This window comes from Aeromonas sp. 3P (assembly GCF_051919745.1).
GTDB classification, from domain to species: domain Bacteria; phylum Pseudomonadota; class Gammaproteobacteria; order Enterobacterales; family Aeromonadaceae; genus Aeromonas; species Aeromonas veronii.
Genome location: NZ_JBQBED010000001.1, coordinates 1,135,618 through 1,153,130 on the forward strand (window position 1 = coordinate 1,135,618; position 17,513 = coordinate 1,153,130).

13 protein-coding genes are annotated in these 17,513 nt (G+C 62.8%); 2 read left to right on the top strand and 11 right to left on the bottom strand.

Annotation, left to right across the window (positions count from 1 at the left end; translation table 11 throughout):
* Window positions 1-48: 48 nt before the first annotated feature.
* The 10 genes from ACTG19_RS05085 to ACTG19_RS05130 all read right to left on the bottom strand — a co-directional run bounded on the left by ACTG19_RS05085 (window position 49) and on the right by ACTG19_RS05130 (window position 12,949).
* Window positions 49-1,149 carry a dihydrolipoamide acetyltransferase family protein gene (locus ACTG19_RS05085; RefSeq protein WP_113738740.1) on the bottom strand — a complete coding sequence of 367 codons (1,101 nt, stop codon included), beginning with the start codon at window positions 1,147-1,149 and terminating at the stop codon, window positions 49-51.
* On the bottom strand, window positions 1,146-2,132 hold the full coding sequence (locus ACTG19_RS05090; protein ID WP_371166532.1) for an alpha-ketoacid dehydrogenase subunit beta: 987 nt from the start codon (window positions 2,130-2,132) through the stop codon (window positions 1,146-1,148). Before ACTG19_RS05090 ends, ACTG19_RS05085 begins: the two co-directional genes overlap by 4 nt.
* On the bottom strand, window positions 2,125-3,213 hold the full coding sequence (gene pdhA, locus ACTG19_RS05095) for a pyruvate dehydrogenase (acetyl-transferring) E1 component subunit alpha (RefSeq protein WP_041209832.1): 1,089 nt from the start codon (window positions 3,211-3,213) through the stop codon (window positions 2,125-2,127). The genes ACTG19_RS05090 and pdhA overlap by 8 nt, the downstream gene beginning before the upstream one ends.
* 268 nt (window positions 3,214-3,481) lie before the next feature.
* Entirely contained in the window at window positions 3,482-4,351 is an 870-nt protein-coding gene (locus tag ACTG19_RS05100; RefSeq protein ID WP_439988818.1) for a hypothetical protein, read from the bottom strand.
* Window positions 4,348-5,730, bottom strand: coding sequence for an alpha/beta fold hydrolase (locus tag ACTG19_RS05105; RefSeq protein ID WP_439989590.1), 1,383 nt, complete (start codon window positions 5,728-5,730; stop codon window positions 4,348-4,350). The genes ACTG19_RS05100 and ACTG19_RS05105 overlap by 4 nt, the downstream gene beginning before the upstream one ends.
* Window positions 5,727-8,336, bottom strand: a complete 2,610-nt coding sequence (locus ACTG19_RS05110) for an AMP-binding protein (protein WP_439988819.1) — start codon at window positions 8,334-8,336, stop codon at window positions 5,727-5,729. Before ACTG19_RS05110 ends, ACTG19_RS05105 begins: the two co-directional genes overlap by 4 nt.
* A 125-nt stretch (window positions 8,337-8,461) precedes the next feature.
* Window positions 8,462-9,229, bottom strand: a complete 768-nt coding sequence (gene dhbA, locus ACTG19_RS05115) for a 2,3-dihydro-2,3-dihydroxybenzoate dehydrogenase (protein ID WP_439988820.1) — start codon at window positions 9,227-9,229, stop codon at window positions 8,462-8,464.
* The gene (locus tag ACTG19_RS05120; protein WP_421308769.1) at window positions 9,226-10,161 is read right to left on the bottom strand and encodes an isochorismatase family protein; all 936 of its coding nucleotides are present in this window, start codon (window positions 10,159-10,161) and stop codon (window positions 9,226-9,228) included. The genes dhbA and ACTG19_RS05120 overlap by 4 nt, the downstream gene beginning before the upstream one ends.
* Window positions 10,158-11,804, bottom strand: coding sequence for a (2,3-dihydroxybenzoyl)adenylate synthase (locus ACTG19_RS05125; RefSeq protein ID WP_421308770.1), 1,647 nt, complete (start codon window positions 11,802-11,804; stop codon window positions 10,158-10,160). Before ACTG19_RS05125 ends, ACTG19_RS05120 begins: the two co-directional genes overlap by 4 nt.
* The gene (locus tag ACTG19_RS05130; protein WP_421308771.1) at window positions 11,801-12,949 is read right to left on the bottom strand and encodes an isochorismate synthase; all 1,149 of its coding nucleotides are present in this window, start codon (window positions 12,947-12,949) and stop codon (window positions 11,801-11,803) included. The genes ACTG19_RS05125 and ACTG19_RS05130 overlap by 4 nt, the downstream gene beginning before the upstream one ends.
* 266 nt (window positions 12,950-13,215) lie before the next feature.
* Here ACTG19_RS05130 and ACTG19_RS05135 point away from each other — a divergent pair, with 266 nt between their 5' ends.
* Entirely contained in the window at window positions 13,216-15,168 is a 1,953-nt protein-coding gene (locus ACTG19_RS05135) for a TonB-dependent receptor domain-containing protein (RefSeq protein ID WP_150388806.1), read from the top strand.
* Between the two features lie 126 nt (window positions 15,169-15,294).
* Window positions 15,295-16,359, top strand: coding sequence for a 3-deoxy-7-phosphoheptulonate synthase (locus ACTG19_RS05140; protein WP_421308772.1), 1,065 nt, complete (start codon window positions 15,295-15,297; stop codon window positions 16,357-16,359).
* A 73-nt stretch (window positions 16,360-16,432) separates the two neighbouring features.
* Here the strand turns inward: ACTG19_RS05140 and ACTG19_RS05145 are convergent, their stop codons facing one another.
* Entirely contained in the window at window positions 16,433-17,431 is a 999-nt protein-coding gene (locus ACTG19_RS05145) for a LacI family DNA-binding transcriptional regulator (protein WP_005350588.1), read from the bottom strand.
* Window positions 17,432-17,513: the final 82 nt, after the last annotated feature.

Here is a 17,513-nt window from a genome sequence, read left to right on the forward strand (position 1 = left end):
AGATTACGCAAACAAATTTGTGCCCTGCCAATGACAGGGCACAAACCGTTATAAGGTGGCTGCTTCCAACGCTTCGACCAGCGCTCTGAGAAAACGAGCCGCCTCGCCGCCGGTGCAGGCTCTGTGGTCAAATGTCATCGACAGCGGCAATGCCCTGACGGGACGCGCTTCACCATGGATGAACACCACTTTTTCGAACAATTTGCCAGCCCCAATGATAGCCACCTGCGGCGGCGTGACAATGGGGCTGGCATAGCGGCCTGCGATGGCGCCGAAGTTGGTGAGCGTAATGGTCGCCCCCTGCAACATCTCGCGCGGCACGGCGCGCGCCTTCACATCGGCGATCATCCGATCCAGCCCCTGCCGGATATCCGCTCCCTCCCGCTCGGCCACGTTCTCCATCACCGGCACATAAAGGCCATGCTTTGAATCCACCGCGATGGCCACATTGACCTCTTTGAACAGCCGCCGTGACAGGGTTTCACCATCAAACCAGGCGTTCATCGAGGGCTCGGCGCGGCACGCCACGCCAATGGCCTTGATAAGGCGCACCGTCACATCCTCATCAGGACGCCAATGACGCAAATCCACCTCGTCGGTGATGCTGACCGGCACCACAGTCTGATGAGAGAGCTCCATCGCCTTGGCCATGGCCCTCCGCGACCCTTTGAGGAATTCGTTGCCACTGCTCTGCTGGGCCTCGAATGCCTGCTGCACATCCAGCTCGGTCACCATGCCGCCGCTGCCACTTCCCTTGATCCGGTCGATATCCAGACCCAGTTTTTGTGCCAGCAGGCGCACGGCAGGCATGGCTTGCACCAGCGCGCCACCCGGGGCAATGGCCCCCACCACGAAGTGATCCTCGATATGCTGCTGATGGGCGCTCACCTTGCCCACTACGGTGCCATCATCCTCCCCTCCCTCGAACTCCACCAGCGGCGCACCGATATGGAGGATATCCCCCTCGGCGCCGCAGAGACGGGCAATCACCCCGGCTACCGGAGAGGGTACATCCACCAGCGCCTTGGCCGTTTCCACCGACAAGAGCACCTGATCGACCGCGACGGTATCACCGGCACTCACCTTCCACTCGACGATCTCGGCTTCGGCCAACCCTTCACCCAGATCCGGTAATTTGAAAAATTTCATAGCCACTGGTTCTCCATCAGCTGGTGAGCGGCATCGGCGATATCCTGCTCGGTGATGAGGTAATACGCCTCGTTGCGATAGTAGGGGACGGCGGCATCCACGCCGGTCAGCCGCTTGGGCGGCGCCTTGAGGCAGGGAAGTGCCTGCTCGGTCACCCGCGCCACAATTTCGGCCCCGACCCCGAAGCTGCCACACGCCTCGTGTACCACCAGCAACCGGCCGGTCTTGCGTACCGAGGTGAGGATGGTCTCCATATCCAACGGCTTGATGGTGGCCAGATCCAGCACCTCGCACTGGATATCCTGCTCGGCCAGCAGGTTCGCCGCCCGCATCACCTCCTGAATGCAGGCCCCCCAGGCCACTATCGTGATATCCCGGCCCGGGCGCAGGGTGAAGCAGACATCCAGCGGCAAGCCGACACCGTCATCCACCACCTCGGATTTCATCGAGCGATAGATGCGATCCGGTTCGAAAAACATCACGGGATCCGGATCGCGGATGGCCGAGAGCAGCAGGCCATAGGCGCGTCTCGGGCTGGAGGGGATCACCACCCGCAACCCCGGAATATGGGCAAACAGCGCCTCGACACTCTCGCTGTGGTGTTCCGGCGAGTGAATGCCCGCGCCATAAGGGGAGCGATAGACAAGGGGACAGGAGAGACGGCCACGGGTACGGTTTCGCATCCGCGCCGCCTGACAGATGATCTGCTCCATCCCGGGGAAAATGAAACCCTGAAACTGGAACTCCGCCACCGGCTTGAGCCCCTGGGTGGCCATACCGACCGCCACCCCGGCGATCAATCCCTCGGCGAGCGGCGTGTCGATCACCCGCTTGAAACCGAACTTGTCGCGCAGGCCCACGGTGGCGCGAAACACCCCGCCGTTGACTCCCACATCCTCACCCAGTACCACCACATCCGGGTCGTGCTCCATCTCGTAGTGAAGGGCCATGTTGACCGCTTCCAGCAAACTGATCTCACTCATGGCCAACCTCCTGCTTCATCCCTTTGGCAATTACTCGCTCGCGCTGGGGCACGAGTTCGGCGGGCAGGCTGGCGTAGTGATAATCGAGCATCGCCTCCGGCGGCTGGGGCGCCATCGCCTCATAGCGGGCGACCGCCTGCTCTACCTCCCGGGTGGCTTCCGCCAGCAGGCTCTGCTCCTGCTCTTCATCCCACCAGCCTTTGCTATGCATAAACTGGCGCAGCCGCTTGACAGGCTCTTTCGCCCAGGCTGCCTCGACCTCGGCCCCATCGCGATAGCGAGTGGCATCGTCGGCCGTGGTGTGATCGCCGAGGCGATAACTGACCGCCTCGATCAGGGTCGGCCCCTTGCCGCTGCGGGCCCGTTCGACGGCACTGCGGGCGGCATCGTAGACCGCGACCACATCGTTGCCATCCACCTGCAGGCTGCGTACCCCGGCGCCAATACCCTTCTGGGCCAGCGTAGGGGCGCTCGATTGCAGCTTGCGCGGCACCGAGATGGCCCACTGGTTGTTGTTGACGATGATGACCATCGGCAGGTGCCAGACACCGGCGCAGTTAAGCCCCTCCAGAAAATCCCCCTTGGAGGTGCCGCCGTCGCCGATGGTGACTACGGCGACGCGCGGTTGATTACGCAGTTTGAAGGCAGACGCAATGCCGCAGGCGTGAGTGATCTGGGTGGCGATGGGGACGCAGATGGGGAGATCTTCAGAGGGAGTCCCATCGGGTTTGAGAAAATAACTGCCCCGCTCGTCCCCACCCCAATATTGCAAGTTCTTCTCCATCGGCACGCCACGCACATAGAGGGTGGGCATGTCCCGATAGTAGGGGACGTAGACATCCTGCGGCTGCATGGCCAGACCAATGCCAATCCCCACGGCTTCTGCGCCGAGATGGGAGGGAAAAGTACCGAGTTTGCCGGTTCGTTGCAGCGCAATCGCTTTTTTGTCATAGCTGCGCACCATCACCATATTGCGGTAGAAGGTGTGCAGTATCGCCTTGTCCAGCCAGGTCGGTAAGGTGGCGACCGGGCACCCTTCCGCATCGAGGTAACGAAGGAAAGGGATGTCGACATGGGTCATAACTGGCTCCTTGCCGTTGTGAGCGTCACCGATGCTGGTGACACCTAGATGTAAATGCCTTGTTAAATAAAAAGCAAAGAGATTTACTCAGGTAAGACCAGTAGAAACTTCTTTAAAGTAGCGAAGGAGCTGAATTTTCGGCGATGAGTGGCAAGGTATGCCGTAAATGGTGCAACTTTGCAGCGCTGAAGACAGGATGCCAAATATTGAAAAGGGGAGCCTTGCTCCCCCTTCTGTTACTCAAGTCAGCGGTTACGCCAACCAGCAGTTACGCCAGCCACTGTTGCAGCTGGCTGGCCATGCCAGCTGGCAGCAAGTGAGCGCGACTTAGCAAGCGCCTGCGCCAGGGCTCGGCCAGCAAGGTGGGGCAAATTCGCATCTCCCGTCCCCGATCAGCCACCCGCACCAACCTGTCGATAAGAGTCTCCAGCGGCGGATGCGTCGGCCAGTGGGGATAGAGGTCGGCAGTCGCGATCCCGGCCAACTCGCACACCCGCTCCTCTTCCTCATTTCCCTTTCCATCAGCCATTGGCCAGGGGTGAAGCACCTGCAGCCAGCCCGGCCGTGCGGCCTCCAGCAACTGGCCCAGCGTCGGCTGCGCAAAGTGGGGATCCCCTGCGACTTTGAGCAGATGGCGCGCCCCTGCCAGCACCACCACGCCGCGGGCGGGAAGTGCAAGAAGATAGTCGGCCAGCGCCTGATCCCGCCCCCTGTTGTGTTGCTGCCACAGCTCCGGGCTCATCTCCTGCCACTCGAATAAGGGCTCGCAGAGATGCACCCGCAGCCGCACATGTTCGGGGCGCGCCAGATTGCTCTGGCGCAGGGCGGCAAAGAAGGCCGGAAACTCGGGGGCCATCCAGGCGGGAAAGGCGCAAGAGTCGAGCCAGACCGGATAGAGCCGCGCCAGCGTCAGCGGCTCACCCTGCCAGCTCTCCTGCCCCGTCAGCCAGGCATCGAGCAAGCCCTGATGGCGGCGATTGCCGCACTCCAGCACCAGATCAGTCATGACTCCCCAGAGCGCCGGATCACACAGCCAGGCGTGCTGGCGCCGGATAAAATCCGGGTGCCAATGCGGCTCCCCTAGCCCCACCAGTTTGCCCGCCAGCAAGGCTTCCCTGATAGCGGCAACAGGGGTCATACGTCCCCCTCCTGCCGGATGTGCGGTTGTTGCCCGACCCCATCGACCCGCTCACAAATAAAAGCGCCGATCTTCGCCAGCCAGTCAGGATGCACCATCTCCTGATGCAGACAGGGGAAGCGCTCATAGCGGATGTCCCCTGTTGTCAGCGACTCCCAACCACGCCCATCCAGCCAGGGCTGGCGAGAGGCTGACGCCTCGATAAAGATCACCTCCCCGTGGTAGCAATAGTCGACCGGCTGACGGATTAGCCGGTTGTTGTGGCCCACCAGCTCAATCATCGCGCTCACCACCTGCTCGTCGAGCATGGCCAACGCACTCCCCTCTGCCCCCAGTCGGGCCACCACCTCATCGTGAGTAAGGGAGTCCAACGCCTCGTCCGCAACCGCAATGCCCCCCATCCGCAGCAGCGCATCGAGCATCCGCTGCTCGTCGGGCAACGGCTGGGTCTGCCACTGCTGACAGGGGTAGGCGTCGAGCAGCAGCACCATGGCCACCTCTTGTCCCTGCTCTTGCAACATGGCGGCCATCCGGTGCACCAGCATGCCCCCGAGCGACCAGCCGAGCAGCCAGTAGGGTCCCTCGCTCTGTTGACGACGCAGCTCGGTCACATAGTCGAGGGCCAGCTCGTCGAAACTGGCGGGCAGCGGCGCATCCGGCTGACAGAGCGCCCGCGCCTGCAGGGCATAGACGGCCATGTCGGTCGTCAGATGGGGCACCAGTGGCGCATAACACCAGCCGAGCCCCCCTGCGGGGTGGACGCAAAAGAGGGTGGGGCACGATGTGCCAGACTGCGTACCATGCGCCCGCAGGGGCAACAGCATGGGCATGGCCTCCCGCTCGCCGCCAAGACGGCGCGCCAGCTGGGCAGGGCTCGGTGCTTCGAACAGGCTAGCCAGAGTGAGAGTCTGTCCAAGCGACTCTTCAATACGCACCACCAACTGCGCCGCCAGCAGGGAGTGGCCGCCGAGGGCAAAGAAGTTATCGTCGGCGCCGACCCGCGCCAGCCCCAGAACCTCGGCGAAGAGGCGACAGAGCCGCTCCTCCAGCAAGGTTTTCGGCAGTGACTGACCCACCGCCGACGCCATGTCGGGCAGCGGCAGCCCCTTGCGATCCAGCTTGCCATTGGGGGTAAGCGGCAGCTCAGCCAGGTTTACCAGGAGCCCCGGTACCATGTAGTCGGGCAACGCCGCGCCAAGGGCGGGTGCCAGCTCGGCCAGCGTCAGCTCTGTGCTATCTGCGGTCACCACATAGGCCACCAGACGGCGATCGCCGGGGGCAAATTCGGGAGCCAGCACCACCGCCTGCGCCACCCGGGGATGGCGCAGCAGCACCTGCTCGATCTCCTCCAGTTCGATGCGTTGACCACGGATCTTCACCTGAAAATCGAGGCGCCCCAGATACTCGATGGCGCCATCCTCGCGCCAGGCAGCCAGATCGCCGCTGCGATAGAGCCGCCCCGCCCCGAAGGGGTTGGCAATAAAGCGCTCGGCGGTAAGCTCGGGCTGGCCAAAGTAGCCCTCTGCCACCTGCACGCCGCCGATCCAGAGCTCCCCCGCCACACCGGGCGGCACCGGCTGCAACCAGGGATCAGAATGTGGATGCAGGTATTCCAGACCGGATAGCCGATGGGCACGCTGGTCACCGCCTCGTCTGCCCGGCAGGGATACCAGGTGACATCCACCGCCGCCTCGGTCGGGCCATAGAGGTTGTGCAGGGGGGCTGAAAATGCCCCATACCAGCGCTGCACCAGATCCGCGGGCAGCGCCTCGCCGGAGCAAAATACCTGCCGCAGGGCTCGGCAACGCGCAGGCTCGGCTTGTGCGACGAAGATCTGCAGCATGGAGGGGACAAAATGCAAGGTGGTGATCCCCGCCAGCTCAATCAGCTCGGCAAGGTAGGCGGGATCCTTGTGGCCGCCCGGTTTGGCGAGCACCAGCCGCGCCCCGGTCATAAAGGGCCAGAAAAACTCCCAGATGGAGACATCAAAACCGGCCGGGGTCTTTTGCAGCAACCGATCCGCCGGGCCGATGGGATACATGTGCTGCATCCAGAGCAGCCGGTTGACGATGGCGCCATGGCTCACCACCACCCCTTTGGGCCGACCGGTCGAGCCTGATGTGTAAATGATGTAGGCCGCATCTTCCGGTTTGGGGGCTGGCAGATCACAAGGTGCTGTCGTTGCCAACTCTACTGCCGCCAGCTGCTCTGCCACACCGGGGGCATCGAGGCAGACAAGTGGCGCCGCCACATCGAGCGGCATCCGCAAGGTGCGACTGGTCAGCACTAGCGCAGGATCGCTGCTGGCGAGAATGTAGCCGATCCGCTCCGCCGGATAGTCCGGATCAACGGGTACATAGACGGCACCCACCGCCATGATGGCCTGCTGGGCGAGGATAAGCTCGGGAGAACGCGGGATCACCACCGCCACCCGACAACCTGGGCCCACGCCCCTCCCCGCCAGATAGCTGGCCAGCTGGCGGGTGCGCTGGCGCAACTCGGCCACACTCCAGCGCTCGGCGCCACACTCCAACGCGATTGCGCTCTGATCTGCCGCCGCCAGCCCCTCGGCCAGCAGTGCGCTCAGGGTAGTGGTCGGCAACGGATGGTCGGTTTGGTTCCAGCGCGTCAGCTCAGCCTGCTCGCAGGGCAGCAACAGCGGCAAGCGCACCGCCAGGGTCTCGTCAGCCGCCTCACTCCAGGCGGCCAGATAGGCTACCAGTCGGGCCAGATGACGTTCACTCTCCTGTTGGCTGAAGCGCCCCTGATGTGCTTCGAGGGTCAGGGTCATCGCGCCTGCCTCCTCGGCAAAGTAGAAGGCGCATTCCTCCACCGGCCCTGCCGCCAGCACCTGCACCTCGCCACGAACCTGGTTGTGCCCTTCACCAAAGCTGAGGGTACGGGCAAAGGGCATCAAATTGACCTGAGGGCCAAACAGCGGCTGGCCCGGCTGACGCTGTTGCAACCACTCCTGACGGCAGCCCTGATGACGGCGCAGGGCGGCAAATTGCCGCTCGACCTGTGCCAGCAACTCCCCTACCCGGCTGGTGCCGCTCAGCTCGATGCGCAGGGGCACCACATTGACCTTCATGCAGGGGGTATCGGCCGCCGCTGAGCCCAGCCGCCCCATCAGCGGAATACCCAGCACCACCTCGCCAGCGCCGCTCATCCGCTGCACATAGCTGGCCACTGCTGCCAGCAGCAGGCTGTAGGGGTGACAAGCCGAGCGACTCGCACGTGCCACCAGTGCCTGCCACTGGCGGCCCACTAGCCGCTGCTCAAGACGATATGTGGAGCCCGGCCCTTGCGCCGGACGGCGGGAGAGCGACGCAGGACTCTCCACCCCGGCCAGCTGCTGCACGAAGAAATCGCGATCCCGCGCGGCGCGCGGCGAATCCTGATAAGCCGCCTCCTCGGCCAGCAACTCCTGTTGGGTCGCATAACGGCAGGGGGCTGGCTGCTCACCTGCGCAAAGCGCCTCATACCAGCTCGCTACTCGCTGGCAGAACAGGCTCAGGCCAAAGCCGTCGATGGCGATATGGTGCACGGCGATAAACCAGGCCCACCGCCCCTCGCCAAGGCGATAGAGGGTGGTAGCAAACAGCGGCCCCCCGGCCAGATTGAAGGGGGCGGCCAACTGCGCACGCATCTCGGCCTGCGCAGCTGCAAGCGGGTCGGCTTCACTGCGCAGATCCCGCTCGGTCAGCTGCCAGCAGGCGGGGTTGGCCACCATCTGCGGGCCATCGGCAGTAGCCACAAAGGCGCAGTGCAGACCGGGGATCTCGTCGATGGTCTGGCGCACCGCGCGGGTGAAGTGATGGGGAGCCAGCGCCCCTTCCAGCAGCCAGTATTCGCCGGTATTGCAGGCGGGGCTCTGCGGGTATTTTTGCTGGGCAAACCAGATGCCCGCCTGAGCGGTGGTAAGTGGCCAGCGCGGCTGCTCACCACGCTGGTGGGTGGCGCGCATCGCCATTGTCTGTTCCATGGGAATGTCCTTGCGCAAACATCGAGCGGGCAGCGGCTTGCCCCTGCCCGCATGGCTGAAAAGCGAGGAGGCCTGGCCTCCTCCATCAAGAGAGTGTCACGCCTGTCAGATCGGCAGCGCGAGGGCTAGACCCCCAGGGTGGCACCGCCATCGACCACCAGATCCTGCAGGGTGATATGGCTGGCGGCATCGGAGGCGAGAAACAGCACGCAGGCAGCCACCTCGTCGGGGGTTCCCAATTTGCCAAGGGGGATCCCCAGCTTGAACTGCCCGGGCAGGCCCGCGATGGTGCGCTGCTCTCCCTCCCGCTGCTCAGCCTCCCCCTCCTGCCACATGCCGTACAGCATCGGGGTACGGGTCGAGCCCGGCGACACCAGATTGCAGCGCACGCCGTAGGGAGCAAGCTCCAACCCCGCCGTTTGGGTGAGGCTGGTCAGCGCCGCCTTGGAGGCGCCATAGATGCCCATCCCCACTCGCGGCACCCGACCGGCATTGGAAGAGACATTAACGATGGCGCCCCTGCGCCGCCCCTGAAACCAGGGGGTCAGGGCCCGCATCAGATAGAAGGGGGCGAAGGTATTGATGGCGAAGGTGCGTTGCAAGAGGGCGTCATCTACCTCATCGATCCTGCCGGTCGCCAGTATGCCGGCGACATTGACCAGCACATCGGGCCCCAGCCCCTCGTCGAGCAGCTGTTCGCAGCAGCGGGTCACAGCCTCGCTGTCGCTCACATCGATCACCCCCCCCTTCACGTTGCCAGGCAGCGCCTCAGCCAGTTGCAAATCGAACACCACCACGCTGGCCCCCGCCTCGGCAAAAGTGCGCGCCACCGCATGGCCAATTCCCTGCGCCGCGCCGGTCACCCAGACGGTTCTGCCTTGCCACTCGCTCATGGGGTGCACTCCGGTTCGCTGACGTGATCTTCGTTGACCACCTGATAAGCCGTGGCCTGACTGACATTAAGCTGACGGGAGAGGAGCGCCCACCAGTGAGCCAGGGTCGGCGTGCGGGCCAGCTCGGCCAGATCCACCGCCAGCCCCTGCTGGCGCCACTCCTCCACCAGCCCCATTATCGCCAGCGAATCGAGACCGTAGTCGAGCAGGTTGTCATCCTCGGTGGGCTGCTCCTGCTGCATCTCGGCGGGCAGCCGCGCCAGCACCTGAGCACGTAGTGACTCGCGAGTCAGGGGGCGCTTGCTGGCCGCCATCACCTCGGCCACGGTAATCACCCGACCGGCATTGCGGCTGACGTAGGAGAGCGCCAGCAGATGATCCTCGCGGGAGAAGTCGGCGATGGCATCAGCTACCAGGAAGGGGCGGATATCGCGCATAAAGGCATCGACCGCCGTCTGCATCACCCCGATATGGCCGTAGATGCCGCAGATCACCAGCTGATCCCGCCCCCATCCGGCCATCAGCTCCGCCAGCGGTGAACGGCAAAAAGCGCTGTAGCGCCACTTGGTCAGCACCGTATCCTGCGGCTCGGGTGCCAGCGCCGAAACAATCGGCTGACGCTCTGGCGCCCGGGTCAGCCCCGGCCCCCACATGTCATTGAGCAGCGCACGATCGGCCTGACTCTGCTCGGCGGGCTGGGCGGTATAGACCACCGGCATGCCAAGAGCTCGCGCCTGACGGATCAGGGTGGCGATATGGTCGATGACCTGATTGATCAGCGGATTGTCCGCCCCGTAGAAATCGACGAAATAGTGCTGCATATCGTGGACTAGCAAGGCGGCACGGCCCGGTTCGAAGGGCCAGTTTACCCGCCCGCTGGGCAGCTCCTCAGCGGTGGGCAGCGGATAGGCGGCGAGGGATTGAATGGTCATGCACACTCCTTGGCGAGCTGCTCGCGCAGCCTCTGTTTGTCTATCTTGCCGACCGGGGTGTGGGGCAGTTGCTCCACCAGCACCAGGCGATCGGGCAGTTTGTAATCGGCCACCCCCTGCTCGCGCAGGAAACGGCGCAAGCGGGGCAGATTGAGGGGCTCGCGGCACATCAAAAAGGCGCAGCTGCGCTCCCCGAGCATGGGATCCGGCATGGCGACCAGCGCCGCCTGCCGTACCTCCGGGTGGGTCAGCAGCAGCTCTTCAATCTCGAGGGCATCGATCTTCTCTCCGCCCCGGTTGATCTGATCCTTGTTGCGCCCCACCACCATCAGATGGCCGTCGGGCAAGCGGCAGACCAGATCGCCGGTGCAGTAGAAACCGTCCCGGTCGAAGGCACGCTGATTGTGGGCATCGGCCTTGAAGTAACCGCGAAAGGTGTAGGGGCCACGCGTCCAGAGCTCGCCGCACTCACCATCGGGCAAGGGGCGTCCGTCGCTATCCCGCACCTCCACCTCGTCGCCCGGGCTCATCGGGCGGCCCTGGGTATTGACGATGTGCCACTGGTCATCCTCGATGCGGGTGTAATTGACCAGCCCCTCGGCCATGCCGAACACCTGCTGCAGGCGACAGCCAAGACGGCTCGCTACCGCATCGGCATGAGCCGGGCTGAGGCGCGCACCGCCCACCTGCACACACTCCAGAGAGGTCTGCGGATAGTGGCTGGCCGCCTCCAGCCAGAGCGCCAGAGCCGGTGGCACCAGCGCCGCCCAATTGACCTGATGACGCTGCACCAGCGGCAGACAGGTTGCGGCGGAAGGATCCTTTGCCAGCACCACGCAGCCACCGGCATAAAACACCCCGAGTGCCCCGGGGGAGCTCAGGGGAAAATTGTGGGGCGCAGGCAGGGCACAGAGATAGATCACCCGCTCATCCCAGCCGCACACCGCTACGCTCTGGCGCACGCTGTAGCCATAGTCATCGTGGGTACGGGGGATCAGTTTGGGGGTGCCGGTGCTGCCGCCGGAGAGCTGGAAAAAGGCGACCTGATCTGCTGGGGTAGGAGTTGGCGCAGTGGCCGCCAGCGGCGAACCATCAGCACGGGCTATCGGGTCAGGCTGACACCATGCAAATCCTGACTGAAGATCGGAGCCTTCTGCCTGCTCGAACAGCAGTGTCTGGCAGGAAGGAGATACCAGCTCATCAAGGGCCACGAGGCTCCCCGCTTCACCGGCAAAGCCGGGATGGGAGGGGCTGAGTACCAGCAAGGCGGGCTCAATCTGGCGGGCAAAGGCCACCAGCTCGCGCCGCTGATGGCTGTAGAGGGCATGCACCGCCACTACTCCGCAGCGGATCAGGGCAAACCAGCAGATATAGAACTCGGCGCAGTTGGGCAACTGCACCAGCGCGGTATCGCCGTGGCCCAGCCCGCGCGCGGCCAGCCGCGCCGCCAGCGCATCGACCTCACGCTTTAACTGGCCATAACTGAGGGTTCGCTCGCCGCAGATCAGGGCCGTGCGCTCGGGATAACGTTCGGCAGATTCATCGAGCAGGGCGATGAGCGGTTGTCCGCGCCACCACCCTTGTGCCCGATAGTGGGCTGCCTGCTCGGCGGGCCAGGGGGTAAAGGGCACCAGCGGCTTCATGCGGTTACCTCCAGCTCCCGGCTTTCGAGGCCAAACGCCCGCAGCATGGTGCCAAGCTTGGCAGCGGTCTCTTGCCACTCAGCTTCCGGCGAAGAGCCCACCACCACCCCGGCGCCGGCATAGAGCCGCAGTTGCCTGCCAGCCAGCACGCCACAGCGGATGGTGACCACCCATTCGCCATTACCATCGGCATCCATCCAGCCGACGGCGCCGCAGTAGAAGCGGCGATCGTACCCCTCGAGCCGAGCGATGGCCTGACGCGCAGCCGAGAGCGGTGTGCCGCACACCGCCGGTGTCGGGTGCAGCGCCAGCGCCAGTGCCAGCACGGGAGAGGGCTCATGAAGCCGTCCGGCAATGCGGGTCGAAAGGTGCCACATGGTAGGAGTGGCGATCACCTGCGGCTCAAGGGGGACATCCAGCTCGCTACAGAAGGGAGCGAGGGCGGCGGCGACCGCATCGGCCACCAACGCATGTTCATAGCGATCCTTCTGCGCCCCCAGCAGTTCGGCACTGGCCGCCTGTTGATCGGAAAACGCGTGGCGCGGACGGGAGCCCGCCAGCGGATTGCTCACCACCGCCATCTCGCTGCGTGATACCAGCAGCTCGGGGCTGGCGCCAAGCAGGGTCTCCCCCTCCGGCAGCGGGATCTGGAACACATAGGCGCCCGGATTCTGGGCCAGCAGAGAGCCATAGGCGTGTGCGGGGGAGGTCTGCTCTGCGCTCTGCACATCGATGGCGCGCGACAACACCACTTTCTCAAGCTGACCCTCGCTAAACTGCTGCAGCGCTGCCCGCACCGCCCCCTGATAGTGGGCAGAGCCGGTCACTTCACTCACCTCGCCATGGAGCTGGCAACAGCGGGCAGGCAACAGCGCATCCCTTGCGACCCACTGCGATTGCTCCGGGATCACCAGATGCCAGGGGGATTGGGTATCAAACGGAATGGCGCCGATGGCGATGGGATTGACCATCCCCTGCTGGCGCAGCTGACGCAGATGGGCGAGCAGCTTCTCCGGTGGGATGCCGGTATAACTGTCGTGGATACCGGAGGCGACCAATACCCTGTCACCGCTTGCAAAACAGCACACTTTATCCAACCCGACCGCTGTGGCGGGCCACTCTCCTTCCAGTGCATGGTCACACATGACGGTGCTACTCCTTGGAATGAATCACTGCCTGATACCACTTAAAGTGAGTCATTTGACTCACCAGATATCAGGGTGAACGGCATCCTAACAAGGAGCGAAAAAACGATCAATACAAATGAGAATCAATTTCATTAACTTCTTTTTAGTCAAAAGAAGGTGACGAACGAAACTGAACTTCGCCGATAAAAAAGAGTTGCGATCGGAGCAAATTCAACTTGATAATGATAACGCTTATCATTTGTATATTATGGAAGATGTAAATAATGAAATCCTCAACCTCCCGTTTTATTGCTCCCAGCCTGCTGGCTACTACCATCGTCACTCTGCTGACCCAGCAAGCGATCGCCGCCAGCAACGCGCCTCAAGCCGATGAGGTGATCACCGTCACCACCACGGCGCACAATACCCGCTCGGCACCGGCCTCCATCTCTGTCATCACGGCCGAACAGATCGCCGCAGCGCCCGTCAATGACCTTGCCGACCTGCTGCGCCACGAAGTGGGCATTCAGGCTGAAGCTGACACCAATGGCCGCAGCGATATCGGTATTCGCGGCATGTCCGGCAAATACACCCTGGTACTGGTGGATGGCAAACGCCTCTCCTCCTCCAATGCCCTGTGGCGCGGCGGCAACTTCGACAACACTCCCGTGCCCCTTGGCATGATCCAGCGGGTCGAGGTGATCCGTGGCCCCATGTCGGCACTTTATGGCTCCGATGCCATCGGTGGTGTCATCAACATCATCACCAAGCAGCCGGGCAAAACCTGGCAAGGGGCGGCCGATGCCGACTTCAAAGCTATCGAAGGCAAGGATGGCGGCGATCAACACAGAACCAACCTGGGCTTTACCGGCCCGCTGACCGACAACCTGCTGATCCGGATGAACGGCGAGGTGTATGACCGTCAAGCCTGGACCCCCACCGAAGCTGCTGACGGCATCCCCCTTATCGAAGCCAAACAGACCCGCAACTTCGCCTCCACCCTGAGCTGGCTGGTGGATGAGCAGCAGCGCTTCGAGCTGGATTACCTCTACAACCAGGATGAGCGGCCTCTCGATATCTTCCGCAAAACCGGCAACAAGGTGCACAGCCGCCAGCAGCAAAACGATCGCAACCTGTTTGGGCTGACCCACAAGGGGAACTGGAGCTGGGGTGACACCACCGTCATGGCCAACTACGAGAGCTCCCAGATCGACGACTTCAACACCAGCTACTCTGCCCCACAGCAGCGGGAGCTGGAAGAGAACACCTTGACCCTCAAGGGCTATACCAACCTGGCGCTGGCCAACCACTACCTGACCCTGGGTGGTGAATATCTGGACCGGGAGCTGGTGGATGCGGTGAGCTACAAGGATATCGGCGGCAAGGAGAGTCACTCTCAGGAGGCGCTGTTCGCCCAGGATGAAATTGGCCTGACCGACAGCCTGACCTTCACGCTGGGCGGCCGTTACGATCACCACGAGATCTACGGCAGCCACTTCACCCCGCGCGGCTATCTGGTCTATGAGATGAACGATGTGGTGACAGTGAAAGGCGGTGTCAGCCAGGCCTTCAAGGCACCGGCACCACACCAGTACTCCAACGGTTACAGCATCGAGAGCTGCGGCGGCAGCTGCCGCATCTATGGCAGTGACAAGGTCAAGCCGGAAACCAGCACCAACTACGAGCTGGGTGTCATCGCAGGAGAAGGGATCTGGGAAACCAGCGCCACCCTGTTCTACTCCGACATCGACGACATGCTCACCTTCAAACAGCTGCCGAACTCCACTGACCGCACCTGGTACAACCTGGAGAAAGCCACCACCAAGGGGTTGGAGCTGACCGGCAAGCTCGATCTGACCGACAATATCAACCTTGGAGCCAACTACACCTACCTCAAGGCGGAAGGCGATCAGGGTCAGGCTCTGCCCGAGCGGCCGGAGCACAAGGCCAACGCCAAGATCACCTGGCAGGCCACCGAGCGGGTCAATGCCTTTGTCGGCACCACCTACACCGGCACCCAGTTTGCCGAGCAGACCGTCAACAAGGTTGTCGTACTGCACAAGCTGCCCAGCTATCAGACCTTCGATCTCGGCACCGGCTTCAAGGTCACCGAGAACTTTGACCTGCGACTGGGGATCAACAACCTGACCGACGTGCGTCTGCAAGAGAAAGACACCGTCTTCCAGAACGTCGAACCGGGTCGCAGCTACTACGTCAGCGGCTCAGCCCGCTTCTAAGGTAGCCAAGGCCGATATAACAGAGCGCGGGCCCATGCCCGCGCTCTATTAACCAAGAGAATAAGGGGAAGATCCCCACTGGACAGCAAAGAGCATGCAGATTTCCATTTGTCATCAGGATCGCTCATGTTCACCTCACTTCTGAATGCTTCACCCCTTGCCACATTGCCCACCCCTGACGAGATGTTAAAGGCCAGACCCTGTCCGGCACGGCTCGCTCGCCAAATCGCACGCAGCCGCCAGCAAGCCCGCCATATTCTGCAAGGAGAGGATGAGCGCCTGCTGCTGGTGATCGGCCCCTGCTCCATTCACGATCCGGCAGCCGCCCGCGACTATGGTGGCCGGCTCGCTGAACTGCAGGGCCAATACGGGGAGCAACTGCAACTGGTGATGCGCACCTATTTCGAAAAGCCGCGCACGACGCTCGGCTGGAAAGGATTTATCTTCGATCCCGACCTCGATGGCAGCGATCAACTGGAAAAGGGACTAACCCAGGCCCGGGAGTTACTGTTGGCCCTTGGACAGGAAGGGCTCGCCTGTGCCACCGAATTTCTCGATCTCACCAGCATGCTCTATCTGGGGGATCTCATCAGCTGGGGCGCTATCGGTGCCCGCACCACCGAATCCCAGCTCCACCGCCAACTGGCCTCGGCCCTTCCCTGTCCCATCGGTTTTAAAAACGGCACCGACGGCAATATTCGGATCGCAGTCGAAGCAATCCTCGCCAGCCGAGCGGCCCACCTCTATACCCAGCCTTCCGGTGATGGCCAGCTGGCACTGGTGCGCAGCCATGGCAACCCCGACTGCCACTTGATCCTGCGCGGTGGCCGCCAGCCCAACTATCAGAGCAATCATGTGACAGAGGCTGGCGAGCTGCTGCGCCAGCATCATCTGTCACCTCGGCTGATGATCGATTGCAGCCACGGTAACAGCCAGAAACAACATGCCCGCCAGCTGCTGGTTGCCCGTGACATTGCCGACCAGCTGGGTGCTGGTAGCCATGCCATCGCCGCCATCATGGTGGAAAGTTTTATCTGCGAAGGGCGTCAGGATATCGGCAACAAACCGCTGCGCTACGGCCAGTCGGTCACCGATGGCTGCATCAGCTGGGAGCAGACGCGGGTAGTGCTCGATACCCTTGCCGAAGGGGTGGAAGCGCGCCGCCAGCAGCGCATTGCCCTAGCGGGGTAAACCGGAACTCGCCTGTGGCAGATAAAGATATGGCCCCGACGGGGCCATATTGCTCTGAACCTCTCGCCACACATCAGGCGACTGACTCCCGCTCCACCAGCTGGGCTTCAAACTTGAGCGCCAGGCCGTCCACCGGCTTGTGATCGAGCAGGCGCAGCGCCAACTCGGCTGCACGGCTGCCCATCTCCTCAATGGGGTAGCGCACCGTGGTGAGCTTGGGATAGATGTAGCGGGCGTAGGGGATATCGTCGAACCCCACCACCGATACCTGCTGCGGGATCTTGTAACCCCGCTCCAGCAGGCAAGAGATCGCCCCCGCCACCATACCGTCGTTGAAACCGAGCACGGCAGTGAACTCGACACCACGGGCCAGCAATTCACTCATCGCCACATAGCCGCCATTTTCGTCGGCATAGGCGCGGCTGACGAGTGCAGGATCAAAGGCGATCCCTGCTCTCGCCAGAGTTTGGGTGTAACCGGCCATCCGCTGCTGACCATCGACAAACTCTTCATCATCGGAGGTGATAAAGGCGATGTTGCGATGACCGGCATCCAGCAAGTGCTGGCACGCGGTGGTGATCCCCGCCTGGTTATCGAGCCAGACGCAGCGATCTTCAGCGCCCGGCACCTGACGGTTGATGAACACGATGGGGGTAGAGCCTGCCGCCAGCTCGCTCAGCTCCTCGTCCGGGAGCGCCTTGCTGTGGAGGATCAGCGCATCGCACTGGCGCTGCAGCAGCGCCTGAATGGCATGACGCTCGCGCGCGATATCGTGGTTGCCAGACATGACGATGGTGAACTTGTTGGCCTGATCGACCATGGTTTCGATGCCACGCATCATCTGGGCAAAGAAGGGGCCGCCGCAGAGGTCGCCAACCAGCACGCCAATGCAGTTGGAACGCTTGCTGACCAGTGCCTGGGCAAAACTGTTGGGTCGAAAATTCAGTTCCTTCATGGCCGCCAGTACGGCCTCACGCTTTTCCGGTGCTACCTGTGCCGTGTTGTTGATAACCCGCGACACGGTGGAGATAGACACATTTGCCAGCTGAGAAACGTCTTTAATCGTTGCCACTATCCATTCCTTTATTGTGGGGGAACCTGTCGGTGCCGACGCCCGAGTATACCCTGCGGCCTGATGCAATTCCCGGAGCCAG